This is a genomic window from Rhizobacter sp. (assembly GCA_021153565.1).
In the GTDB taxonomy this organism is placed as follows: Bacteria; Pseudomonadota; Gammaproteobacteria; order Burkholderiales; family Burkholderiaceae_C; genus Albitalea.
This window is the reverse complement of sequence record JAJKJU010000067.1, coordinates 1-25,480: the sequence shown is the minus strand read 5'-3', so window position 1 is coordinate 25,480 and position 25,480 is coordinate 1. Positions and strand designations below refer to the sequence as shown.

Genomic DNA, 25,480 nt, shown 5'->3' with positions numbered 1-25,480 from the left:
ATCTCTTGAGCGACTGCGCGATCGCTGCCGATGCCAGCCGCGCCCCAGGGCAAGTCGAATGTCTGCTGCTCACTGAGCTGGACTCACGCTTCCGACCCACTGCAGTCGTTCCGATTTCTCCCCCGAACGACTGCTACCAGCGATAGCAGCCGGTCGTTGAGCTCGCCTAGCATCGCAGCTGAATATGGACGGCTTAGACCGAGTAGCCGTTCTTCGCTGTCTTTAGGAGAGATTGTCCGTAGCTGCTTGGCTGCTTGATCTGCCTGCTTGCGAACACGTTGATGGCCAGGGCCAGCTTCCCACGGGCAGCGGTGAGCTGTTCGAGGCCCGCCGGCGTCACAACGAGGTAACAACCCTCGCCCCACAGAGACTCCGCATCGATATCAACCGGGCCGGCATCACGCCACCAATAGAGCTTCGCGACCACAGCTCGGCTCGCGTCGAGGAAGACGCTCGGTTCTTCTTCATGCGCGCGCCAGCGAAGCCTTTTCAACCAGTTCGGGCACAACGCGAACGGATAGGCCGCTGCGTCAAAGCCCATGTCCACAGAGCAAACAACTCGCCTTACCAGCGTTGGCGCCAGTTCATTGTCGAGGGCGACGTGTTGGCCTAGCCAGACAGCGATGGGCAACGTGGCATAGCATTGGTCGAAGTCTTCCCCGTCAGTTTGTGCCGAGGGTGCTCGAAATCGGTAGAGGCGATGCTCTGACATGCGTGGCTTGAAGATTTTGATACGCGACACCTCAGCCACGACTTGCCCATCGTAATGTGCCGGGAAAGGCGCAACGTCGCTGTCGACCTCGTCAACCCACTTCTTCTCTCGCTCGGACCAACCCGCATGTCGGTCAAAGAGCGGCATCCGAATCCATTCGGGGCGCACTTGCGGGAACTTCAGCGGCCGAGGCGGAAGAGGGCAACCCAAACGCTCCAACAGCGTCGGCCTGTCGCGGCCGCTCAGCTTGCCTGCCAGCCGCAGTTCTCCCGCGACGTGGCGAAGGGCGGCAATGGCAATGTAGGCATGGGGCTTCAGGTATGTGATCTGCATGTCGAGGGCGCGAAGCTGAGCCTCAAGCCTTTTGACACCAGAAGGCCCGAATGCCTCGAGTCCGCCCCAATCTTGGATGAGCATCGCCGCGCGCCTGCGGATTGTCATCTCGTCGATGCCTGCCGCCTGCGCAAGGTGCTGTGCTGTCGAGCGCAGCATCTCGGTCCAGCCAAGCGGCGACTCGACTCGCATCGCACCAGTTCTCTCGTCCTTGAAGGCATGGTCGCCTTCGGGGGGAGCCTCCAGTTCGAGGCTATAGAAGAGAGGCAGCGGCTTCGCGTCCATGGAAACTGCTACCCCCCACCGATGCGACAACAGTGCGGCTGACTCTGCCACTGAGATATCGCGGTGACTGACCAACGCAGCCACGGCAGTGCCCAGCTCGGGTGCAAAGCCCGCGCTGTCAACAACCAGCAGCGTCCCGAGCGCTTGCAGGGGGGCATCGGAGTCGCCGGTTAGAAGTCGCCGCATCAGGGACTTGAACAGAGCTTGACCGTGTCCGGCTTGCCCTGCCAAGCGCAGCGTGCAGTTGCGTGCGTGTCGCTGAACTTCGGCGACGGGCAGCCGATAGGCAAAGTGCAGCAAGTCTTCCAGAAGATCCGTGTCGCTGAGCGGTAGCTCGCTCGGCGGGAATGGCCGTCCCAGCTGGAACTCGCGAGTGCAGGCCATCTGCTCCTCAAGCAACGACCAGATGGCCGGCCAGTCCGGCGACGCGCTGATCACTGGCAATATTGAATCCAGCTCTGTGAGAAGCGACTGGGTGTTCTCCTGACCCGCCGTCACTGAATCGACGATGTTCTCGAAGGCGGCACGGGACGTGGATGGTCCCTCCAAGAGCTTCTTCGCCTCAAAGTAGAGGAAGTTTCCGCCGCCCATCCATTGGCTCCAGGAACTCCAGGGGTCCTTGCTTGTCTCGTAGTCCTGAATCAGCTTCTTGGCGTACTCAACCTCACCCGCCGCAGCCAACCGCTTCACCATCAGGAAGCGGCAACGCGCGTCGTCCCGCAAGATCTGCCATCGCTCAAAAATCCTCCGCACCAGATGAAGCGGAGCTTTCTCGGCCAGAACTTTGAAACGGTACGGGGCGTTGTAGTTCAGCTCGTCGCCATCCGCTTCAAACGCGCGCTCAAGCTCCTCGAGAGTGGCCTCCGAGTCGTACTTGCTGGGCGTAGACGAGCGTCGAGGTTCCGGCGCGTCTGACATCCATCGGGCTATAGCGGCTTCAAGTTCCGCGGACGAGAACCCATGTCTTCCGGCCGCGGTGCGAAGGCGCTGGAGCAGTGCGACCCTCTCGTGTGCAGTGCTGGTTACCTGGATCGCCCCCAATCGCATCAGCGTGAGCGGCTCAATCTTGCCGGGGCCCGCAGCGTCGGCGGCGATGTCGATGAAGTCCCCGACGTGGTACGGATCCCGGTAGTACGGTTCCATGTAGAACGGTAGGCAGAGCCCGCACCAGACGGTAGCGCAAGGCAAGACGAGGTCAGGGCTCCGCCTGGCCATCCCGGTCATGAGTAAGTCGACGCGGTTAGGCCAGCCAATCAGATGCCAATCCGCCAGTGTCTTTGACACCTCGAAGCCGAAGCGAGGCCCGACCTGCATCGCTTCCTCAATGAGCGACATCGTCAGGCGATGCGCGGCCGAGGACCCTTCGGTTTCGGTCATGCCGCCGACCTGGCGCATCAAGTTTGAGACCCGCTTGACACGGCTCCCCGGGTCAGCGGTGTTGGCAAGGTCCAGGATGTCTCGCCACATCGCGTACTGTGGGTCTTTCTTGGGAGCCAGAGCGTAGCCAAGGCATTGCTCGGGAACTGTCGCCAGCAACTGTTTCGCACGTTCTACGTCCCCGACCGCAGCTAACGCGATGGCCAGATCCGCCAACCCGTCAATCTGTTCGCTCGGCGTGCTCTCTTGAAGCTCCGTCACGAGGGCGTTGAGCCGGTCGACAGCCCCCGCACGGTCACCGTCAACCCGATACGCATCGACGGCCAACCGGCGCCGCAGGTACGCAGTACCCCGCAGCGTAGATGAAGCGATGGCTGCGTCAATCTCTCGAAGTACGGCGCGGTACTCATCCTCGCCACATTTGGCGCCGAGCCTCAGCAGCGCTTGCGCCAGCACGGGGATCGCTTTGAAGGCCTGCTCGATGCGATATGACTCGCTACCGGCTTCGGACGTCAGACGTAGCACGTACCCAAGGGCGACGCGGGCTTCGACCTGGATGCTGCCAGCCGGCACGGTCGCGCTGTCGACGGCGGCGCGACCTAGAAGCACGCCTATCGCCGAGGCGTGCTGCTGGAACGGATGAAGGAAGGAGTGCTTCGACGGCGTCGCGCTTGGCAGCGGCTTGTTGAGCAGCGTGCAAAGCCTTGCGTGATGCATGACCGCGCCGACCAGATCACCAAGCCCAGCTAGGTCCGTTTCGTCGTCGCACATGGAGATCATCGGTGCGACCAACTGGTCGAACAGGGCCTCGGCTAGGTCACGACGGCCAGCCTGGAATGCGATCAGTGCCATACGGCGGCGGTAGCCGTTGGGCACCTCTTGGAAGCCAGGAAGGGCGGCAGCAGCGTCAAACAGTGCGAGCGCTTGCGCGACGTCGCCGCGCTGACTTGCGGCAAGCCCTGCGTGAACTATTACGGACGGCTTGTCTTCGTCGGCTATGCCGAGCTCGCTGCAGAGTTCCCGTGGGTCGGCGCCAACCTTCCGAAGGAGCGTCGCCTCTGCGGCTTCCCTCCTCAAATGCTGGCGCAGCGCGGCAACAGTTTCTGTGTCCAGCTTTTCGGGCTGGCGTAGCCCCTCTGCGGCGAGGTGGTCAATCGCGGTCCGGATCTGCTCCGTGTCTCGGAAGTCGACTGCGCGCCTTGCCCACCTCTCGAATTCCTTGATGTTGTGGTCGTGCCCGTGGTTCTCGAACTTGGACGTATGGAGCTGCGAAAGTGGCTCGAGGCTTTCAAATAGCTCCTTCGCGCGCTCGAAGTCGCCTCGCGCCAACAGGGCGTCGATTACCTCGTAGCCCTGGCTGGGGAAGTCCTGCACGAAAGAGAGGGCTGAATCAATGTCTCCGACCGCCAGCATCGCCAGCGGAAGCTGGTTGGCATACTCAAGGGCTGTTTCGCGCCGGCCTACTTCGTCACGGCACAGCAGCAGCCGTGTGAAGGCGGTCGCATCGTGCGTTCCACGCACTGCTAGCAGAGCCAGCCGGATATCAGCGTGGATCTCGGCGATAGAACGCCCGTCAGCCAGTTGCTGCCTGAAGCGAGCGGGCATCGCCAGCGCAAGTACCTCGGTACCGTCGCCGGCACGGGCGCGGTAGCGCAGCTCAAGCCACCGCTGCGCCGATTCGTGCGGCGCGTTCTTCGCCAGCTCGGCGAGTTCGCGATACACGCGCTGGGAATATTCGGCGTCGACGCTTCCGAGGCGGGCTCGCGGTTGAGCGATGATGAACAGCCTGAAGCTGTTGTGGAAGACGTTCCATCCCTGGGGTGAACTGCGGAGGAGGTGCCGTGCAACGACCAGGGCGCGCTCAATCGCGGACTCCTTGACCACCGTGGCCAGCAGCCGCAGGTCCATGGGCGCCTCAGCCCGGGCGATGAAGCCCAGTACGTCCATGGCATCGCTGTCGCTTGCGATTTCGCGCCAAGCGGCGGTATACACGGTCTCAATGTCGCCGTCGAACGGCATCCCGCCACTGAGCAGGTGCTTGCGGCCGGCTTCGTCCGCGTGCAACAGCGCCTGGATCAAGTAGCGCGTTGCCAGAGGGTGGCCATGCGTGAGCTTGCTCAGCTCCAATCGCGATATGTCGGCAGGCAGACCAAGCGCATCCGCCATCCGGGCGGCCTCCTCGCGGCCGAGGGGGCTCATGAGAACCAGCCGATCGCTCTTCTCCGCTTGTTCCTTAACGGCGGGCTTCAGATTCGCGAGATCCAGCCGCTGCGTGCCGAGGACGAACACAACACCGTTTGGGATGGCCGCCGGAAGAGGTAGCTCGCCCAGCAGCGAATTGGTCGGCCGCTCTTCGCGAGGCACATGGTCGAGCCCGTCGACGACGATGATCGTTCGGATCCCGTCGCGGTCGAAGCGCTCCCCAGCCTGCCTCACCAGGACGCCGAACTGCTCGCGTCGCTCATGCAGCGAGTCATCGCGAAGACGCAGCCCAATCAAACCGCTGTTGCGCAGCTGCGTGCCGACATCGGTCAGAAAGTTGTCGGCCTCTCCGCGACCCACGCCCTGGGCAGCGCCTGGCACGTACGCCAGGTAGCGAACAAGCCGGATATTTGCTTCGGTGGCTAGCGCGATCTGCAGGAGGGTGGATTTCCCTGAGCCAGGCGGACCTACGAGTGAGACGTAGCCTTGGTTGGCGGCATGCAGCGCGGCCAGCAGCTTGACCTCAGTGTCCCGGTTGCGCTGGACATAGGCGCCGACTGGAAACCGGTGGATGAGCAGGGTCTTGGCGGGATCGCGCCAGCCAAGCTCACGAAGCAGCTCGTCACGCCTCCACCTGTCCTTGTCGCGTGCGTCGGCGACCAGCCTGGGCAATACGCCGGCAATCTCCGATGCCTGTCGGGCCTGCTCGGCGTTCAGCTTGTGCGACTGAATGAAGTCCGCCGCAGCGCCGTACACCACACGGAGGCTGTGCAAGAACCGTTCGAAGTCGCCATCGCTTAGGCCGGCTTCACGGCGCAGGTGGTCGATCAGTCGGCTCCATTCTGACGCGTTCCAATCCGCTAGCGACCAATTTGCATGCTGCTGGAACTCTTCAAGGAATGCCGCACTGTGAGGCGGCGTGCCGTCGCCTGGTTTGTCTGTAGTCGATGGAAAGTCGTTGACTACCAAGCGAATCTCGACACGGCTTCCCGGGTTGTCCTTGCGCAGGCACTGCCAAGAATGAACCAGGGGCTTCCAGAGGCCGTTGGCGCCAGTAAACAGCGTCTCAACAGTGAAGCTTCTCGGGAACTTAGACGTCTTGAACTGGTGGCCGACCACCAAGCCATCGAAGCCGAGTACCAGGTCATCGGCAATACCCGCGTTGCGGTCGGCAATGCCGACCCAGAGCAGCTCGTCGCGCTCGAGCGCTGCGTATATAGCTGCGCCCGCCCTCTCATACTGGCCGACGTATCCACGGAGTGCTCGGCGTTCGCCCTCCGCAGGCGCCGTTGCAGGAGCTGGAGTGCTGGATGGCTTCGGTTTCTTAAGCATTTTCGGGGCCAATGGAATTGGATTGGATAGTTGGTGCCAATCCGAACCAAGGGAACTGCCTCAGCATCACCCGGCGCCTCTGGGATCATGCTGCTGACTCATCGATCGCCATTCTGCAGCGAAGTATGGCCGGCGCTGATCGCAGCGGTCATTCGCGCGGATCGTGAAGGACTCTGTTCAGCCTACAGCCGACATTCGTCCCCCGCTGTTGGTCGACTGCTTGTGGCCGAGGGCGGCCCTCCAGATCCGACCTCGCCCTCCGGATCCAATCCGCCAAGAGAGCCGTCGCGGGAGAGGACCGACACATTGCGGCAACATGGGATAAGTACGGTGCACGTGTTGTCCCCTCCCTCGTTGTCCGCATGCGTCATCAGACTTCTCCATTCGTCGCACGCCGCTCGGTCGGCGCAGTGCTCGCGTTCACGCTCGTTGCCGGTTGCGCAACATCGCCGACATTGACTCAACCAGCGCCGGCCTCCACGCACGACGTCGTCTCGACGCCGGTGTCGACATGGTGGCGCGCCAACGACGAGCGCACGCAGACGTCGGCTTGCCGCGCGGCAACGGATGCCATGCAAGAGACCCTGCGCCACTCGCCGACGACGACGCTGATGGCGGTGCACGGTCGCGACATCGTTTTCAGTTTCGGTCCCACTGATCGGCCGAGCCGTATCGCGTCGGCACGCAAGAGCCTTCTTGCGATGCTGTATGGCAAGCCGGTACAACAAGGCACGATCGATCTTGACGAAACCCTGGCCGAGCTCGGCATCGACGACATTGGCGGCCTTCTGCCCATCGAGCGACAGGCGCGCGTACGCGACCTGCTCGCCGCACGGTCCGGCGTCTACCACACTGCGAGCAACGGCGGCGACGACAGTGCCGCCGCGCCGCCACGCGGCTCGCAGCGGCCGGGCAGCTACTTTCTCTACAACAACTGGGACTTCAACGCCGCAGGCGATATCTACGAGCAATTGACGGGCCGCAACATTTACCAGGCCTTCGCGGAGGACATCGCCACGCCATTGGGACTGGAAGACTTCCACCTCGAGCGCCAACACCGCAGCGGTGACGCCACCCGCTCGCAACATCTGGCCTACCCGTTCACCCTGTCGGCGCGCGATATGGCACGCATCGGCGAACTGATGCTCGCGCACGGCGCGTGGGACGGCAAGCAACTTGTCTCCTCCGACTGGACCAGAACGATCACGACGCCGATCACGCGCGCCGCAGACATGCATCCCGCACACGCGGCCCGCCGCCGGATCGACTACGGCTACCTCTGGTGGATCCCGGAAGAGCCTACGGATTCGCCGCTCGCGGGCTCCTACTTTGCCTGGGGCTACTTTGGCCAGTTCATCCTGGTCGTGCCGAAGCGCGACATGGTGATCGTGCACAAGTACGACACGAACGCCGCCATCGGCGATCCGATCCCGCGACTCGATGCGCGAGCCTTCCTGGTGCTGGCTCACCGCCTTGTCGACGCGCCATGTGGCTGACCGTCAGGGCCTCGCACCGGAGCGCCACCAAACCCAAGGGCTCGTTTTCGTTCAGCTGGCCGGTGCGAACGACAGCAACTGGCCGGCAGTGTGAGTTCCCGGGCTTCGCCGACAGCTGACCTTGGCCGGCCCGGCCCATGCATCGAAGGTCAGCTTCCAGCGCGGCCTCGTACTCACACTCCCGGCCACAGGCGGTCGTTCATCAAAGGTCGCCTTCTGAGACTTCGGGAACGAGCACCAGTACGAGCACTGCGCGAGTCGATGCCAGGGGAAGAGCAACCGACGGTCGTGATGCGACCTCTTGGTTGAAGGAGTCCCATCCACTGCTTTCATGTGTCATTGCGCAGGCTCACGGTCTGCAGGGCTCGCTGACCATGTCAACTCGTCACCAAATGGTCACTATTGACCTTGATGGCGCGGACTGCTCGAGCGTGCCCAGGCGCTGAGTTTGTCAAGCCCCCAGGATGGTATGGCATGCTTTCGGCCATGAGCCACATCTCCAAAGAGCCCCTCCTGCTCCTCGCTTCGCTGGTCGCCGCGTTGGCATGCTCCAACGCCAGCGCACACGTTAATCGCTGTGTCGACTCGAATGGCCGCGTGGAATACCGCTCAACACCTTGCGACGCCCAAGCACGCAGCCAAACGTTGCCACTCCAGTTATCTCATCCGGAGTCAGACCCTCCTACCCCTGACAGAGCCCTTGCCGCAGGAGTGCAGCGGGCAACTTACGCCCTAAGTGGCGATACGCTGGTGGTGACTGACAAGATCTCCGGTAAAACATCGCCGGTCCCGCTCCCGACCAGCTTTCCCTCCTTCTCTTGGCCGACAGGGGTGGCGCATGACACTGACCTCAACATCGTCACGGTAGTCACAATGGGCGGCGAAGGCTTTCTCTACCGCTATGACGCGGCTCGCCATCAATGGCTGGACTATCGATCGTTGAACGGCATCGACTTCAAGTCACTGGCCTACGATCAGCAAAAGAAGCTCTATGTGGGCCGCACGTCCGACGGCGCCACCGTGTCGATCTCTAGCCAAGGGGAACTGATCGCTGCCCAGAGCAGGGGCCGTTCCGTGCCGAATTTCGGCACGCCGGCCACGGCCGTCAACGCGCCTCAGCTTCCGCTACTTGGAAAAGTTCCGCCGCGTGAGCTCGCCTCGAATGCGGAGGTCTTTGTGGTGTCTGGATATGAGCATTCTGCTCAGGTTACTCGTGTGCGCTTGAACCGGCCGGGCAAGCGAGTGTTGCTGGTGTTGAGCACGTACGAGAAGACGCTTTGGCGCGTCGAGCCATCTGCTGGGACCACTATATCGGGCGTAGTGCTCGCGTCGTTTTCCGGTGAGAGCGGTGTTCTCGCGGACAGCCCATTGCCGGTCTATGTCACTTCGCTGCCTTACGCCTACGAGACCGACAACATTAACTTTCGGCAGCTGCTGCAGCAGCTGAACGCCTGGTTCGGCGTCACGAAGGTGGACGCCCTGCGAGGCAAATACCAGTTGTCTTCGCCTGTGGACATCAACGCGCCAGACCCCGGGCGGCCGGAACTTACCTTGAGTGGCGTTTCAGCGGCCGTGCCATCCTCCGTTTTCGGCATTGACCTCCTCACGCGCGATTTTCGGCGAGTGGGCTATCGCAATGACGGCTCGTCCAGCGTGCCCCAGGAAGGACAAAACTTGCTGGGCGACAGCAAGACCGCCATTTCGGGGTCGGGACGCCAAGCCTACATCCTCGCTGAGGATCGGCTGCAGGTCATGGACATCGCTTCGGGTCAGAAGTCGGTAGTGCCGCTGCCACCCGGCTTTCCGGCGTTCTCATGGGCCACCGGCGTCGCCTACGACACCGACCAGGACATCGTCACGGTGGTCACACTCGGTGGAGAGGGCTTCTTGTATCGGTACGACGCCAAGACAAGGCAGTGGCGGGATTTTCGGTCACTTAATGACATCGACCTCACGGCGCTGTCCTATGACACGGCGCGCAGACGCTATGTTGCCTGGACGTCGAACGGAGAACTTCTGTTCATTTCGAGCGACGGGAAGGTACTCGATCGCCAGCCCTTGAAGTCCAGAATGATTGGGTTCGGGGCTATCTATGACAGCGGGAATGCCCCTCCCCCGCCGCTCACCCTGGCGCCGAAAGGTGCGCACGTCGCGTTGGTCCTCGTGCGGGATGGCCTAGTCTCTATGATTTGGACCTACGAGGAGAAGACCGGTGAAGTGCAACTTACTTACAAACGTGCGGAAGCGCACCAGGGGTCCCGGTCAGCGCGTTGAGAGTGCCACTTGGTCGGTGAGCTTGCCAACACGCGCGCTGCAAACTGCCTTGGCCCGCCGCTCCGGCGCCAGATAGCGGGGTTCAGCTAGGAATGTCATTTTCTTGTCACTATTTGTTCGTCGGGGTCGAATTGCCACGCCGCCGCGACCAGATCTTGTGCTGCTTGCCCCCCAATTTGATCGACCGTACTTGAACAACTGCGTACCATCTAAATTCCGCAATGGGTCGCTATGCAAAGCGACCCTTTTCTGACCTTCGATGTCACCCGTCGATCACCCCCCAAATCGCGAATGGGAACCGCCCAAAGAGGTAGACGGCCAGTACCGCTACGGCAATGAATGCGGCGAAGCCCGAGGCCACAACGACACCCGTCGGAATCTTTGTCGAGTTGGCTGCAATCACGGGTCGCAGATTCATTTGGTGATTTGTTGGCGCAGACGGCGAACATTCACTTGAGCCGCAGGCAAAACTCTGCCGGCGCCAAGTCGCTGAATCTTCCTGCCGTTGTCGAACTGGTCGAAGGCGAAGGGCAGAACCAATTGCGGTATGCCTGCGCGAAGTGCTTCGGCCGTTGTGCCGATGCCCCCGTGGTGGACCAACATTGCCAACCTCGGAAATAGGGTATCGAAAGGTGCATGGGGCTGCCACAGCACCTCGGGCGGCAGCGGGTGCGGCACTTGGTCAGGGTGTGTCGTGATGAACAGTCCGCGCCTGCCCAGCGCTCGTAGCGCACTCAACGCGTTCGAGAAATAGCCTGCGGCATGCTTGTGCCCGGTTCCCGGCGTGAATGCGATTGGCGCTTCGCCCGCAGCCAAGAACTCCTCAAGCTCATCGGGCAGCGGGTGCAAGGGCGACGTGGGTCGAAGAGGGAAATGGCCTTCCACAAACGTCGGTGGCCAATCGGGCTGCCGGCTGGCGAACCAGGACGGGAACAGGCCGACCGACGCATCGCTGGCTGCCCGCATGTGCTCGAGAAAGCTCGTCACCGGGGTCAGCCCATGTGCCGTTCGCGCGGAGTTCAGGCCCTGTCGCACCGCCGTGCAACCGCCGCTCGCCACCGGCTTTGGTCATACTCACACCTGCCACCTTGAGCAAGGCTTCCATGGAAGGACTGCTCCCGAGCAGCTCGCCTTCAACGACTGCTGTGCGGCGCTGATCTCGGCAGAGCGTCGGGCAAATGCCAACACTGACCTGCCTCGCGGTCAGTGCCACCGAAGTGAATTGATGTGCGCGAGGCCGAGAGCGCGAACGAACTCTGCATAGCTCGCCAGGAGTTGTGCAGAGCGTCCTAAAGGGGTCGGGGCGAGTAATTTCTGATCAATTCGGCGAGAACTTGCTTGCGGCTTAATGAACCCGCAGCACCTCAAACTGCTGTCGGATTGGAGCGACCTGTATCGACACCTCATCACCCTCGCATTTACCCAGCATGGCCCTGCCCAAAGGGGCTTCGCTGCTGATGACCTGAACGATCTGAGCGCCGCTGACCAACTTCATGCTGCCTCCATCCGGGCCGAGAAAGAGCTGATGCTGCTTGTCGTCGGAATCGACCAGGCAGACCAGCGCGCCGAGCTGTATACCTTTGCTGGCGTCGTAGGGGCGCGGGCGGAATTGGCGCCAATTGGCCATCGCCTGGCGGATGGCTTCGGCGCGACGAGCTTGGCCGGTGGCCAGGTAGGCAGCTTCGAGTCCCAATGTGTCGTATTTGTTTTCGGCGATGTTTTCTTCGTGAGTCGCCGTTTCATGGGCCGCCCGCATTGCCTGTTCGGCTTGCAGCAGGTCTTCGGCGAGCCGTTCCAGCACCTGCTGCTGCAGCAAGAATTTATCCATGATGAAAGGTCGGCATCTCGAACAAGCGGGGGTCAGGTTTTGATTATGAAGGGCTCCACCAGCCTTCGACGCTTCTGTTGGCTGCGAACGGAGCAGCGGCCACTGAAGAACTCCTCGATTTCGCCAGCAGGTGCTATCCGCACAAGCCAGAGATGCAGGCCGTGATTTTCGCGGCGCAGGTGACCCAAAGGACTGCAACCGCTTCCAAAGTCCAACCGTTCTTCAAGGTCGGGGCGACGCTCCTCGATCGAGGCGATCCACTCGGCTTCGATCCGTCGTCGTTGAACTTGGCCTCAATGCCCGCTTTCAAGGTCTTCGCTCCCGAAAACCTTGAAAGGGGTGGACCTCAATGCTTGTCCCGTAGCTGCTTCTTTTGACAACGCATTCAAAGGCACTGGACCTGACCTGTTCGGAGTGCGGGTCTCCCCCCAAAGCCATTTGCCGCCATAGGGGCAGCGCAAGGCATTCAACTGCTCGAATCCGAGTCACGCAGTGGGCAAGCGGTACTCCTTGAACCGCTCACGCAACTTCAATTTCTGGATCTTCCCGGTCGCGGTGTGAGGAATCTCGCTGACGAAGACCACGTCGTCCGGAATCTGCCATTTGGCGATGCGCCCCTCGAAGAAGCCGAGCAAGTCGACCGCCGTGGCCTGCACGTCGGGCTTCTTCACCACCACCAGCAACGGGCGCTCGCCCCACTTCGGGTGCTTGCAGGAAATGGCGGCCGCCTCGTGCACTGCCGGATGCGCCATGGCGATGTTCTCGAGCTCGATGGAGCTGATCCACTCGCCGCCGGACTTGATCACGTCCTTGCTGCGGTCGGTGATTTGCATGTATCCGTCTTCGTCGATGGTCGCCACATCGCCGGTGGGGAACCAGTCCTGGCCGTTTACCCTGACAAGCGGCGAGGTTCTCGACTTGAAGTAGTTCTCGATGATCCAAGGCCCGCGCACCACGAGGTTGCCAAATGCTTTGCCATCCCAGGGCAGCGGCGTCTCGTCATCGTCCAGGATCATCATGTCCACGCCGTAGACGACGCGGCCCTGCTTTTCCACCAGCCGGTGCCTGGCTTCGGAATCGAGCTTCTCGTGCGAAGCCTTGAGCTTGCACAAGGTGCCGATGGGCGACATCTCGGTCATGCCCCAGGCATGGATGACTTCCACGCCGAAGCGGCCTTCGAGCGTGCGCATCATCGTCGGGGGGCAGGCCGATCCGCCGATCACCGTGCGCTTGAAGGTACTGAATTTGAGGTCGTTCTGCTGGGCGTAGTTGATGAGGCCCAGCCACACGGTGGGCACGCCGGCGCTGAAGGTGACCTTCTCGGCCTCGAACAACTCATAAAGCGACTTGCCGTCGAGATGCGGCCCGGGGAACACGAACTTCGCGCCCACCAGCGGCACCGAATAGGGCAGGCCCCAGGCGTTGACGTGGAACATCGGCACGACCGGCAGGATCACGTCCTTGGCCGAGCAACCCATTGAGTCAGGCAGCGCCGATGCGTATGCGTGGAGCAGCGTCGATCGATGGCTGTAGACGGCCCCTTTGGGGTGGCCGGTGGTGCCCGAGGTGTAGCAGATGGTCGACGCGGTGTTCTCGTCGAACTCGGGCCACATGTAGTCGCCATTCTCGGCATTCACGAGGTCCTCGTAGCACAGCAGGTTCGGGATGCCGGTGCTGGCCGGCATGTGCGCGCGGTCGGTCATCAATACGAACTTCTCGACACTCGTGAGCACCGGCGCCAGCTTTTCAAGCAGCGGAACAAAGGTCAGGTCGAAACACAGGACCTTGTCAGCGGCGTCGTTGGCGATCCATGCGATCTGCTCCGGGAAGAGTCGCGGATTGATCGTGTGGCACACGAGCTGCGAGCCCGAGCTGCCGTAGTAGATCTCGAGGTGGCGGTAGCCGTTCCAGGCCAGCGTCGCCACGCGGTCGCCGGATTTGCAGCCAAGCCTGGCGAGCGCTTGTGCCAGCTTGCGCGAACGCAGTTCGGTGTCATGCCAGTTGGTGCGGTGGATGTCGCCTTCAGCGCGCTTGGAGACGATCTCGATGTCGCCATGGTGGCGAGCCGCATGGACGATCAAGGAAGAGATCATCAGTGGCATTTGCATCATCTGACCCATCAAGGCTGCCATGTCGTACTCCAGGGAGAGCGATGTTGCGTCGAAGTGATCATAGGAACGCCCCGAGGGACAGCGCCTGCTGTTTACCCGTAAGGACATGGGCAGCAGCCGGTCGCCCATCCGCCAACGTCACTACCCTGCGCCCCATACACTCACCCAATGAGCGCTCTCCCCCTCCCGCCTTCCCTGTCTGACGCCCCGCCGCTCAGTTTTCGCAACCGATTCCAGACACTCGGCGACCGCTTCTACACCGCCCTTCCTGCCCAAGGCGTTCCGGACCCGCACTGGGTCATTACCAGTGATGCCTGCGCCATTGAACTCGGGCTTCCTGCCGACTGGTTCCAACGAGACGATTGGCATGCCTTGCAAGTCTTCAGCGGCAACGCTGTCTGGCCCGGCATGCAGCCGCTTGCCAGCGTCTACAGCGGACACCAGTTCGGTGTGTGGGCCGGCCAGTTGGGCGATGGCCGGGCGCTTTGGCTCGGCGAAGTCGACGGGCCGAACGGCCCGCAGGAAATCCAGCTCAAGGGGAGCGGACTCACGCCCTACTCGCGCATGGGCGACGGCCGTGCGGTGCTGCGGTCTTCAATCCGCGAATTTCTGTGTTCCGAAGCCATGCAGGCGCTGGGCGTCCCCACGACGCGATCCCTGTGCGTGACCGAATCTCCCTTGCCTGTGCGACGCGAATCCATCGAAACCGCCGCGGTGTGCACCCGCGTGGCGCCGAGCTTCATCCGCTTCGGGCACTTCGAACACTTCACGCACACCGCACAAGACGTCGACGCCTTGCGCACGCTGGCCGACTTCGTCATCGATGCCTACTACCCCCAATGCCGCGACGCATCGCAGCCGTACGTGGCGCTGCTCGAAGCGGTGGCTCGCCGCACCGCCGAACTCATGGCGCACTGGCAGAGCGTGGGCTTTTGCCACGGGGTCATGAACACCGACAACATGTCCATCCTCGGGCTCACCATCGACTACGGCCCCTTCGGATTCCTCGACGCCTTTGACCCGGGCCACATCTGCAACCACTCCGACCACCAGGGCCGCTACGCCTATGCACGCCAGCCCGACGTCGCTTTCTGGAACCTGCACGCACTGGCGCAAGGGTTGATGCCGCTGATCGACGACAGCGACGCCGCGCTTGAAGCCCTGGAGCCATACAAGGCGGTGTTTGCGGACTCCATGGAAGCGAAGATGCGGGCCAAGCTCGGCCTTGCGACGCGTCAAGATGGCGACGCTGCGCTGATCGACGGCCTGCTCAAGCGCATGGCGCAAGATCGCATCGACTTCACGATTGCCTTTCGCCGTCTTTCACAGTTCAGCACGGCAGACGGCCACGAGAACGCTGCCGTGCGCGACCTCTTCCTCGACCGCGAGGCCTTTGACGCGTGGGTGGCTCAGTACCGCGACCGTCTGCGTGCCGAAAACAGCATCGACGACGCTCGCGCCGTTGCAATGAACGCCGCCAACCCCAAATACATCCTGCGCAACCATCTCGCGCAAGAGGCCATCCACCAAGCGCAGCAAGGCGATTTCTCCGAAACCCGGAGGCTGCTGAAAGTTTTGGAGCGCCCATTCGACGAACAGCCAGAACACGCGGCCTATGCCGACTTTCCGCCCGATTGGGCGCAACACATCGAGGTGTCCTGTTCATCATGAAGTCCGACAACGACACGAAGTACAAGGTCCAGAAATCCGATGCCGAATGGCGTGAGCAGCTCGACCCGATGCAATACCAGGTGGCCCGCCACGCCGCGACCGAACACGCTTTCAGCGGCAAATACTGGAACCACTGGGACGAAGGCAAGTACAAGTGCGTCGGCTGCGGCATTCCCCTCTTCGACTCTGGAACCAAGTTCGACGCCGGCTGCGGCTGGCCGAGCTATTTCCAAGCGGTCAACAGCGAGGTGATCGAACGCGTCGTGGACAAGACCCACGGCATGGTTCGCGTCGAAGTGCGCTGCAACAACTGCGGCTCACACCTCGGTCACGTCTTCGAAGACGGCCCCGAACCCACCGGAGAGCGTTTTTGCATCAATTCGGCAGCGATAAACTTCGATCCCGACAAGAAGTGATCCGTGCCGCAGGCGCAGGGATCGTGCCCATTACTCCCTGGCGTTCTCAATGAAACTGTTCCTGGACTTTCTTCCGTTAATCCTTTTCTTTGGGACGTTTCAATACGCCGACAAGCACAAGGAGTGGGCCGCAGCCGTGGCGACGAGCGCCATCGGCTTCATGGTGTCGGGCGGCGTGGTGGGCCTCGACGAGGCGCCCATCCTGCTCGGCACCATCGTCATGAGCGTGGTCACGCTCGTGCAGGTCGTGGTGCTCAAGGTCTTGCGCCAGAAAGTCCACCTCATGCTGTGGATCACCTTCGCGCTGGTGCTGGTGCTGGGCGGCGCGACCGTCTACTTTCACAACCCCGTCATCATCAAGTGGAAGCCGAGCATCGCCTACTGGGCGCTGGGCCTGTCTTTCTGGGTCAGCCGCATGTTTTTCCACAAGAACATGCTTCAGGACATGCTCGGCTCCGAGATGGATCTGCCCGCCATCGTCTGGCAACGCCTGAATTTCGCGTGGATCGCGTTCCTGGTCCTGATGGGTTTGCTCAACCTCTATGTGGCCTATACCTTTTCGACCTCAGCCTGGGCGAGCTTCAAGGTATTCGGCGCCACGGGACTGATGCTGGCCTTCTCGATCGGCCAGGTGATCTACCTCAGCCGCTACATGAAAACCGAGGACGGCGAGCCCAAGCCGCCGGGAAGCGCATCGTGATTGACAAAGCTCCCCACGGCGTCAGCGCCAGTGACATCGAGGCTGCCGTGCGCGAATCGCTCACACCGTTATTGCTGGAAGTGCAGGACGACAGTCACCTTCATGCCGGCCATGCTGGCGCCCGCGAGGGCCGCCACTTCACGGTACGGGTGGTCAGTGGACGATTCAACGGTTTGTCACGAGTTGCTCGTCATCGGCTCGTATATGATGCCCTGCAAAATTTGATCCCGAGAGGCATCCACGCTTTGGCCATCGAGGCCCGTGCCCCGGGTGAGAATTGAACCTTCTGCCCTTCTCCCTACTCCACACGCAGTCAACCACCGCCTCGGCAGGTCTGCCAGGCTCTCCCTCCCGAGTTTGAAAGGCTCCTGCTCATGAAGAAGATGTCTGCCGCCGCATGTGTGGCGATTGCCATGATTGCCCCGATCGCAGCCCTTGCCCAGAACGTTGCCATGGTCAACGGCAAGCCGGTACAGAAAGCGAGGGTTGACGCGCTGATCAACCAAGCAGTCAAGTCCGGCCAGCCCAAGAGCCCTGAGCTCGAAAAGCAGGCCCGCGACGAAGCCGTGATGCGCGAAATGTTCATGCAAGAAGCCGAACGCCGCGGCCTCGCCAAGTCGCCCGACTTCGCGACCCAGATGGAACTGGCCAAGCAGACCATCCTGATCCGTGCGCTTTTCGACAACGAGCGTGAGAAGAACAAGGTCTCCGACGCCGAACTCCAGGCCGAGTACGACAAGCTCCAGGCACAGTCAACCGGTACCGAGTACCGCGCCCGCCATATCCTGGTCGAGAAGGAAGACGACGCCAAGAACCTGATCAAGCAGATCAACGGCGGTGCCAAGTTTGAAGACCTGGCCAAGAAGAACTCGAAGGATCCGGGCTCGGCCGAAAACGGCGGCGACCTCGACTTCGCCAAGCCCGACGCCTATGTGCCAGAGTTCAGCGGTGCCCTGACCAAGCTGAAGAAGGGCGAGATGACGGCGGAGCCGGTCAAATCGCAGTTTGGATATCACATCATCAAGCTCGAAGACACGCGCGAAGCAAAGTTCCCACCGCTGGCCGAAATCAAGCCCCAGCTTGAGCAACGCCTTGCCCAAGGCAAGCTCGCCAAGTTCCGCGACGAGATCCGCGCGAAGGCGAAGACGGATTACAAGTTCAGCCAGTAAGCTGGGTTGATCCAAACAAAAGAGCGTCCCGTGGGACGCTCTTTTGCTTGTGCTGACGACACTGCCATATCCCCAGCGCACTCATAACCGACCGCGAGCGCGTAGGCAGTAAATTCATGAAGCATGGGTGTCGCAAAGTCATTGACAGGTTCCGCACTTCGAGCACAGAGATCAGAGATACCTCATGGATTCGAGCACCGGCCCGAGTTCGCGCCCAACGTGCTCTGAGAGGCTGAGAGTATTTCGAACGTGTCCGAGCAGCACGTCAAAAGGGCGCTGATCTAGGCGCAAAGCGCAGCCATAGCTTGGCTATGGCGAGCATTTGCAACGACGAGCAGGGGTGTTTTGGCGTGATGATCGGGCATGATCGAAGTACTCTCAGCCTCTGTGCATGTCGAAGTGCCTTCCCAGCACCTCGCCGCCTAATGCGTTCAACCGCCCTGCCTCGATGTGCAGCTGCCGATCGCATCGCTCGGCAATGCCTTGATCGTGAGTGACCAGCACCAGCGTCGTCCCCGCCTCGCGGTTCAGCTCGAACATCAGCTCCATGACCTTTTCGCCTGTCGCGAAATCGAGGCTGCCCGTCGGCTCATCCGCCAGCAGCACGGCCGGGCGTACGACGAAGGCCCGTGCCAATGCCACACGCTGCTGCTCACCGCCCGACAACACCTTCGGATAGTGCTGCAAGCGCGCCCCCAGACCCACGCGCCTCAGCATGTCGGTCGCCTGAGTCCGTGCGTCACTGCGGCCTTGCAATTCGAGCGGAAGCATCACGTTTTCAAGCGCCGTGAGGTTGCCCAGCAGCTGGAAACTCTGGAACACGAACCCCACCTTGGAGGCACGCACCGCCGCCCTTGCATCTTCATCGAGCGAGAAGAGGTCGGTGCCGGCGAGCTTGACGGTGCCGGTGGTCGGCGTGTCGAGCCCCGCAACGATCGACAAGAGCGTGCTCTTGCCCGACCCAGACGCGCCCACGATGGCCGCGGACTGGTGGGGCTGCAGCGTGAAATCGATCTCGTGGAGAATGGTCAGGGTCCCTGTGGAGTCCTTCACCTGCTTGGTGATGCGCTCGACGGCAATGATGGGTTGTGACATGAAAGACGTTGTCGGATTGAGAGTCTCGCGCCGGGCCTGGCTTGCGCACTGTACCGCGCTGGCCACTCTGTCCGCGGCAGTCGCCGCCGGCATCGCCCCGCCGCGCGCACACGCTGTCGTGGCAGCTCAAAGCAAGATCCTCGTCGTGGGCGACAGCCTGTCGGCCGAGTACGGACTGGAGCGCGGAAGCGGCTGGGTCAGCCTTCTGGAAAAGCGCATTGCGCAAGAGAAACTGCCGGCGACAGTGGTCAACGCAAGCATCAGCGGCGACACCAGTTCGGGCGGGCGTTCACGGCTCGCGGCTTTGCTGAAGCAGCATCAGCCGACGCACGTCATCCTCGAGCTGGGCGGCAACGATGCCTTGCGCGGATTGCCGCTCACGATGACGCAGGACAACCTCTCGGAGATGACTCACGCCGCAAAGGCGTCAGGCGCGCAGGTGCTGATCGTGGGCATGCAAGTGCCCCCGAACTACGGGCGCAAGTACAGCGACGATTTCGCAGCGCTCTTCGCGAGTGTCGCCAAGAAGGAAGGCGCACAGCTCGTGCCTTTCATGCTCAAGGGCGTGGCGGATGCGCCTCAATCAGAGAAGCTATTCCAGGCGGATCGCATTCATCCACGCGCCGAGGCTCATCCGACAATTCTTGCGAACGTTTGGCCGGTGCTGAAGCCGATGCTGCGGCGCTGATATCAAGGCCCGGCCGGAACACCCGGGCCTTGAATTCAATCGCCACCGCGCAATCCGCGGCAATACCGGGTGGCATCGCGTGGATTTACCACGACCCAATGGGGCCAAGTTGGGGTCAAGAACACAGTCTTGTGTTCCAGAAAGCGTTCTGCATTAGTTGTCGCGAGGATCGCCGCCGTGGCGGCGGCGCTCTTCCCCGCCGCCACGGCGCTGCTCCTCGCGCGCCGCTTGCTGGTCATGCTGCGCCGGTGCACGGGCCTCGGGCTTGCGGCCTGGCTGCGGTTGCGCCTGATCCTGCTTCTGCCTTTCCTGTATCTCCTGCCTTTCCGGCGCAGGCATGGGCACGGGCCTGGGTTCGGCCGCCACGGGCCGCGGTGGCGGAGCGGCATGGACTGGGGCTGGCTCAGCCTGCGGACGCACGGCGGCCTCGCGAGGCGGGGGCGGCGGAGGAACGTTGTTGAGGCGCTGACGACCCGCTTGACCTTCCTGCTGGCGCTGCTGCAACTCCAGCTGACGCTGCACGTCGTGCTGACGCCTGGCTTCTTGCTGACGCTGAGCCTCTTGCTGACGCTCAACATCCTGCTGACGCCTGGCCTCCTGCTGGCGCTGTGCCTCTTGCTGCTGGCGAGCCCCTTCCTGTCGTTGCGCCTCCTGGCGCCTTTCCGCCTCTTGACGCATGCCCTCCAACGCCTGCGGCGAATGCGGCGGGACAGGCACCGTGCGCGCCGGCACGGCAGGCGCTTGCGGCGTCGCGACAACCTGGGGTGGCGCGACCGGCGCGACGGCGACCGGAGGTTTCGGCGGTGCTGCCGGCGTTGCAGGGCCACTGCGCTCCACGGCCTGATCACGCATCCGCACCATCGGCGGAACAGCCGCTTGTGGTGCTGCTTGCGGCACTCCGGCTTGCGGACGAGCCCCCGGCGCGCTCGGTATCTGAGCTTGTTGCGATGGCGGCTGGTTCGGAGCCGGTATGCCAGCCGTGCCGGGCATTGGTCGCGCGTTCTCTCTCATCTCGCGACGACGCTGTTCCATGATCTCGCGATTGCGCCCGTCAGCCTCGACACCCGGTCGAGCGCCGGGCGAAGCGAAGCGCGTCGGCGGCGCCGGGATGTTCACACCCGTTGACGTGAGGTTCTGCGTCGTGGGCGATCCAGGTGTACCGGCCACGGTTGCACGCTCGGCGCCAGGCGCGAAACCGTGGCGGCGACGCACCTGATCCACCGGGGGCGTAGGCACTGGCGGCGCGGAAACGACGATCTTCTGCGACGCTTGCGCCAACACCTGCTGCATAGGCGCCGAGTTGCGGAATTGCGCGGAAGCTGGCGCCACCGGCTGGCGATTGACCATCACAGTTTGCGGCACCACCGTCACCGCATGCGGGAAGTGGCGGTTGCGATAGTCGATGTTCGAGACCGCCTGCTGCGGATTGTTGACGATCGTCGTGATGTTGGTGATGTTGGTGACATGCGTGACGTTCACCTGCTGCACGTAGTGCGGAGTCACCCGATAGGTCGGCACGTAGACCTCGCGCGGAGCCAGCGGGAACCAGCCGACGGCGGGTGCGGTATTGCCGACGGAAATCGATACGTTCACGTGAGGGCCGCCCACCCAAGCCACGAGCGCAGGTGCGTACACCGGACGTCGCACATAAGTGCCTGGCACCCAGCACCAGCGTTCGCGATGCATCGCCCAGCGACCATAGTGGAAGGGCGCAAAGCCCCAGGGCTGGTCGTCGACCCATGTCCAGCCCCAAGGACTCACCCAGGCCCAATGGCCCACACTGTATGGCGCCCATCCCACCGGCAAGGTGCGAGGAATCCACACGGCCCCGTAGTCTGGCGTCTGCTCCCAGCGGCCGTACCGGTCGAGGTCTTCAGCACCGGTCATTTCGGGCGAGATGTAGCGTGTGGAGGCGCTGCGCTCGTCGCGCCGGTCGCGGTCCGCGCTCCAACTGGCGAAGGCGTCGCGAACCGGTTCTATAATGCTGTATTGAGCTGCACCGCGATCAAGCCAGAACTCGGCACGCTGGCCGGCATTGACGGTGAGCGCACTGCCCGGACCTTCGAACCGGGCTTCGCCGCTCAGAACCGTGACGTGGCTGGCTTCGTCCGCTCGGTCGAATCGATAGCGGCCGGGGCGAAGCGTCACGAAGCGGCCTTCAGATGTGCGCAGGTCGAATTCGTTCGCTGACTCGGCACTGCGCAAATGGGCAATGATCGAGCCGTTGTGAAGTTGCAGCGCAACATGATCGTCGTCGATGCGGAGCACTTCGAGTTCGCTACCGGAATCGAGCCTCACCGTGGAGGACCCGATGTTGACTTCTGCACGCGCATCGGCGTCGGTGGCGACACGATCCCCTGTCGTCAGCGGTCGATTGTGCGACGCCGAAACCCATTCGCCACTGTCGGGAGAGAAGAGCCAGACCTGCCCGGTCATTTCGCCCAGCCGTCCAACGCGGCCCGGCGGATCGGCCCATGCGGAACTCGCGAGTGCAGTGCACAAGAACACCATCAGTGCCATGCCCAGGCGCTTCGCAATGAATGCAAAGTGGGATTGGGTTGGGGGTCGAGCCATCGCTTTCATGCTTCATGCCTCAATCAATCGGGTCGGCACGCACAGAGGTCGGTGCCACAGCGGGACAACGCAGCCCGCCGAGGCCGGGCTGACGAGTCAGCCCTGAAGAAACCTTGCCTTACAAAAGGAGTCCCGCACGATGTGCGAGTTCCACCGGTGCGGCCACAAAGCGTATTCAGATGTTCGCCGGACATCCGATACAGGCCCCCGTTTGGAATCTTGCGTCCGGTGGCTTTGGCAGCTTTTATGCCCTACAACTCAATCGTCCTCGTTTGTGTCGAGCCCCGGAAACAATACGCTCGTGAACCCGAACTGCGTGAAATCGCGAATGCGCATCGGGTAGAGCTTGACGATCAGGTGATCGCACTCATGCTGCACGACACGCGCATGAAACCCTTCGGCTTCCCGATCGATACGAACGCCCTTCAGGTCGAACCCGGTGTAGCGAATGCGCGCCACCCTGGGCACCATGCCGCGCAAACCGGGCACTGAAAGGCAACCTTCCCAGCCCAATGCTTCCTGGTCCGTCAGTGGCGTGATTTCCGGATTGATGAGCACAGTCTCGGGCACAGGCGGCGCATCGGGATAGCGAACATTCTTCTTGAACCCAAAGATCACGAGCTGCAGATCGACGCCAAGCTGCGGCGCTGAAAGCCCCGCTCCATTGGCGGCGCGCATGGTCTCGAACATGTCGGCGACAAGCGCATGCAATTCGGGTGTGTCGAAGCGCTTCACACGTTGCGCAACGCGCAGCAGGCGCGGGTCACCCATCTTGAGGACTTCTCTCACGGTCACGGTCTTCTTCCGATTGAATAGTCGTTGCAGTGTCGACGCGGCGTGCGATCGAATCGTCATGGCGGCAGCAGGGCCTTCAAGCCCTCTTCGTCCAGGATCACAACACCAAGTTCCTGCGCCTTGTCCAGCTTGCTGCCGGCTTCCGCACCGGCCACCACATAGTGGGTCTTCTTGGACACCGAACCAGACACCTTGCCGCCCGCGGCTTCGATGAGGTCCTTGGCATCGTCGCGCGACAGGGTGGGCAGCGTGCCTGTGAGCACGAAAGTCTTGCCGGCCAATGGCTTGGGCGCATTGTCAGCTGTGCCGTCGTGCTCTTCCCAGGTGATGCCGCAAGCCCTTAGTTGTTCCACGACTTCGCGGTTGTGCGGCTGGGCAAAAAAGGTGTGAATGCTCTGCGCGACGACCGGCCCGACGTCGTTAACCTCGAGCAACTGCTCCACGCTTGCATCGAGGATGCGGTCAAGCGATCCGAAATGCTTGGCAAGGTCTTTCGCCGTCGTCTCGCCAACGTGCCGGATGCCGAGTGCGAAGAGGAACCGGCCGAGCGTCGTCTTCTTGCTTCTTTCCAAGCCGTCGACGAGGTTCTGCGCGCTCTTCTCGGCCATGCGTTCGAGCGCGACCAGCTTGGCTACGCCGAGCTTGTACAACTCGGGCAGCGTGCGGATCAGACCGCTGTCGACGAGCTGATCGACGAGCTTGTCACCCAGGCCCTCGACATCCATGGCGCGGCGGGACGCGAAGTGCAGCATGGCTTGCTTGCGTTGTGCCGCGCAGAACAGCCCCCCGCTGCAGCGCCAGTCCACTTCGCCTTCTTCTCGCGTGATTTCACTGCCACAGACCGGGCACTTGCTTTGCAGCTTCGCGACGATGCTGAAAGCCTGCGTGTCGGGGGGCCGCTTGTCCGCCACGACGCCTACCACCTCCGGAATCACGTCGCCCGCACGACGCACGATCACCGTGTCGCCGATTCGAACGTCCTTGCGATCGATTTCGTCCTGGTTGTGCAGCGTGGCATTGCTCACCGTCGTTCCGCCAACGAACACCGGCTCGAGTTTCGCAACCGGCGTGAGCTTGCCGGTGCGGCCGACCTGGATGTCGATGCCAAGCAGCCTCGTCATCTGCTCCTGCGCCGTGTACTTGTGCGCCACCGCCCAGCGCGGCTCGCGCGAGACGAAGCCCAGCCGCTGTTGCAAGGCTCGGTCGTTGACCTTGTACACGACGCCGTCGATGTCGAAGGGCAGATCGTCGCGCTTGGCGCCGACGCGGCGATGGAATTCGACAAGGCCGTCAGCGCCATGCACAACGGCCCGCTCCACGCTCACCGGCATGCCCATGGCCTGCAGCGCATCGACGAGGCCACTGTGCGTAGGCGGGATGGTCCAGTCCTGCACCGCGCCCAACCCGTAGGCGAAGAAGCTCAAGGGGCGCTTCGCGGCAATGGCCGGGTCGAGTTGACGCACGGCACCGGCCGCGGCATTGCGAGGATTGACGAAGGTCTTTTCGTTCTTTGCGCCCTTGGCGATCAACTCGCGCTGGCGCTCGTTCAGCGAGTCGAAATCGTCACGCCGGATGTAGACCTCGCCACGCACTTCGATCACCGGCGGCGCAAGTTCAGCGCCTCTCAAGCGCAGCGGAATCTGCGCGATGGTCCGGATGTTCTGGGTCACGTCTTCACCCGTCTCGCCGTTGCCGCGCGTCGCCGCCTGCACGAGAACGCCATGTTCGTAACGCAGGTTGATCGCGAGGCCATCGAACTTGAGCTCTGCCGCATATTCGATCGGCGGATCGCTCTCGTCGAGTTCGAGTTCGCGGCGCACGCGCGCATCGAAGGCAACCGCACCGCTCGCTTCGGTATCGGTCTCGGTGCGAATGGAGAGCATCGGCACGGCGTGACGAACCGGAGTGAATCCGTCGAGCACCTTGCCGATGATGCGCTGAGTCGGCGAATCGGTCGTCAGCAGATCGGGATGCTCCGCCTCGATCGCCTGCAGTTCTTCGAAGAGCTTGTCGTACTCAACGTCAGGCAACTCGGGATCATCGAGGACGTAGTAGCGGTGAGCGTGATGGTGAAGTTGATCGCGCAACTCGGCGGCGCGTTCGGCAACAGACTGTGCGGAGCTGGACTTGGAATGGACGCTCATTGAATCGAATGGAATTGGGGCAATGACGCGCCGCAAGCATGCCACGACTGTGGGCCCGAGTGATGTGTTCGTAGCCCAGCTGCGGTTCGGGGGATGAGCCTCAGTGCACCCGAACGGACGTAGGTGCACCCCGAACGGACGTAGGTGCACCCCGAACAGGAGTGGATGAAGTCCGCACGAAAGTAGCAGGCGCAGCCCGAACGACTCTTGCTTGGAATATTTCCCAGTTCAGGCTGACCCTCATCCACTTCCCAGTTCAGGCTGCAACCCCATCCCGT

The 25,480-nt window shown here is 62.3% G+C and carries 17 protein-coding genes; 8 read left to right on the top strand and 9 right to left on the bottom strand.

Features of this window, described 5'->3' with window-relative positions; translation table 11 throughout:
* Window positions 1–193: 193 nt before the first annotated feature.
* Complete coding sequence (locus AC30NL_RS04330) at window positions 194–6,241, bottom strand: ATP-binding protein (RefSeq protein WP_489462780.1); 6,048 nt, start codon at window positions 6,239–6,241, stop codon at window positions 194–196.
* A 362-nt stretch (window positions 6,242–6,603) separates the two neighbouring features.
* Here AC30NL_RS04330 and AC30NL_RS04325 point away from each other — a divergent pair, with 362 nt between their 5' ends.
* Together AC30NL_RS04325 and AC30NL_RS04320 are read left to right on the top strand one after the other, a co-directional pair.
* Window positions 6,604–7,737, top strand: coding sequence for a serine hydrolase domain-containing protein (locus AC30NL_RS04325; protein WP_489462779.1), 1,134 nt, complete (start codon window positions 6,604–6,606; stop codon window positions 7,735–7,737).
* Between the two features lie 474 nt (window positions 7,738–8,211).
* Window positions 8,212–10,011, top strand: a complete 1,800-nt coding sequence (locus AC30NL_RS04320; protein WP_489462778.1) for a DUF4124 domain-containing protein — start codon at window positions 8,212–8,214, stop codon at window positions 10,009–10,011.
* Between the two features lie 262 nt (window positions 10,012–10,273).
* On the opposite strand, the gene AC30NL_RS04315 is transcribed toward AC30NL_RS04320, so the two are convergent.
* From AC30NL_RS04315 to AC30NL_RS04300, 4 genes are all read right to left on the bottom strand, one after another.
* Entirely contained in the window at window positions 10,274–10,429 is a 156-nt protein-coding gene (locus AC30NL_RS04315) for a hypothetical protein (protein ID WP_489462777.1), read from the bottom strand.
* Window positions 10,426–10,998, bottom strand: a complete 573-nt coding sequence (locus AC30NL_RS04310; RefSeq protein ID WP_489462776.1) for a glycosyltransferase — start codon at window positions 10,996–10,998, stop codon at window positions 10,426–10,428. The genes AC30NL_RS04315 and AC30NL_RS04310 overlap by 4 nt, the downstream gene beginning before the upstream one ends.
* 358 nt (window positions 10,999–11,356) lie before the next feature.
* Window positions 11,357–11,839, bottom strand: coding sequence for a GreA/GreB family elongation factor (locus AC30NL_RS04305; RefSeq protein ID WP_489462775.1), 483 nt, complete (start codon window positions 11,837–11,839; stop codon window positions 11,357–11,359).
* A gap of 485 nt (window positions 11,840–12,324) precedes the next feature.
* Entirely contained in the window at window positions 12,325–13,971 is a 1,647-nt protein-coding gene (locus AC30NL_RS04300) for a 3-(methylthio)propionyl-CoA ligase (RefSeq protein ID WP_489462774.1), read from the bottom strand.
* Window positions 13,972–14,118: 147 nt separating this feature from the next.
* Here AC30NL_RS04300 and AC30NL_RS04295 point away from each other — a divergent pair, with 147 nt between their 5' ends.
* The 5 genes from AC30NL_RS04295 (at window position 14,119) to AC30NL_RS04275 (ending at window position 17,906) form a co-directional block, all read left to right on the top strand.
* Complete coding sequence (locus AC30NL_RS04295) at window positions 14,119–15,621, top strand: protein adenylyltransferase SelO (protein ID WP_489462773.1); 1,503 nt, start codon at window positions 14,119–14,121, stop codon at window positions 15,619–15,621.
* Window positions 15,618–16,037, top strand: a complete 420-nt coding sequence (gene msrB / locus AC30NL_RS04290; protein WP_489462772.1) for a peptide-methionine (R)-S-oxide reductase MsrB — start codon at window positions 15,618–15,620, stop codon at window positions 16,035–16,037. The genes AC30NL_RS04295 and msrB overlap by 4 nt, the downstream gene beginning before the upstream one ends.
* Before the next feature lie 49 nt (window positions 16,038–16,086).
* On the top strand, window positions 16,087–16,737 hold the full coding sequence (locus AC30NL_RS04285) for a septation protein A (protein ID WP_489462771.1): 651 nt from the start codon (window positions 16,087–16,089) through the stop codon (window positions 16,735–16,737).
* Window positions 16,734–17,018 (top strand): BolA family protein, encoded by a 285-nt coding sequence (locus AC30NL_RS04280; protein WP_489462770.1) that lies wholly within the window; start codon window positions 16,734–16,736, stop codon window positions 17,016–17,018. Before AC30NL_RS04285 ends, AC30NL_RS04280 begins: the two co-directional genes overlap by 4 nt.
* Before the next feature lie 93 nt (window positions 17,019–17,111).
* On the top strand, window positions 17,112–17,906 hold the full coding sequence (locus tag AC30NL_RS04275; RefSeq protein WP_489462769.1) for a peptidylprolyl isomerase: 795 nt from the start codon (window positions 17,112–17,114) through the stop codon (window positions 17,904–17,906).
* Between the two features lie 378 nt (window positions 17,907–18,284).
* On the opposite strand, the gene AC30NL_RS04270 is transcribed toward AC30NL_RS04275, so the two are convergent.
* Window positions 18,285–19,001, bottom strand: coding sequence for an ABC transporter ATP-binding protein (locus tag AC30NL_RS04270; RefSeq protein ID WP_489462768.1), 717 nt, complete (start codon window positions 18,999–19,001; stop codon window positions 18,285–18,287).
* Here AC30NL_RS04270 and AC30NL_RS04265 point away from each other — a divergent pair.
* Window positions 19,000–19,689, top strand: a complete 690-nt coding sequence (locus tag AC30NL_RS04265; protein ID WP_489462767.1) for an arylesterase — start codon at window positions 19,000–19,002, stop codon at window positions 19,687–19,689. The genes AC30NL_RS04270 and AC30NL_RS04265 overlap by 2 nt on opposite strands.
* A 153-nt stretch (window positions 19,690–19,842) precedes the next feature.
* On the opposite strand, the gene AC30NL_RS04260 is transcribed toward AC30NL_RS04265, so the two are convergent.
* The 3 genes from AC30NL_RS04260 to ligA form a co-directional block, all read right to left on the bottom strand.
* Entirely contained in the window at window positions 19,843–22,263 is a 2,421-nt protein-coding gene (locus AC30NL_RS04260) for a DUF6600 domain-containing protein (protein ID WP_489462766.1), read from the bottom strand.
* A gap of 258 nt (window positions 22,264–22,521) precedes the next feature.
* Window positions 22,522–23,058 carry a peptide deformylase gene (gene def, locus AC30NL_RS04255; protein WP_489462781.1) on the bottom strand — a complete coding sequence of 179 codons (537 nt, stop codon included), beginning with the start codon at window positions 23,056–23,058 and terminating at the stop codon, window positions 22,522–22,524.
* Window positions 23,059–23,114: 56 nt separating this feature from the next.
* Complete coding sequence (gene ligA, locus AC30NL_RS04250; RefSeq protein WP_489462765.1) at window positions 23,115–25,202, bottom strand: NAD-dependent DNA ligase LigA; 2,088 nt, start codon at window positions 25,200–25,202, stop codon at window positions 23,115–23,117.
* Window positions 25,203–25,480 lie beyond the last annotated feature (278 nt).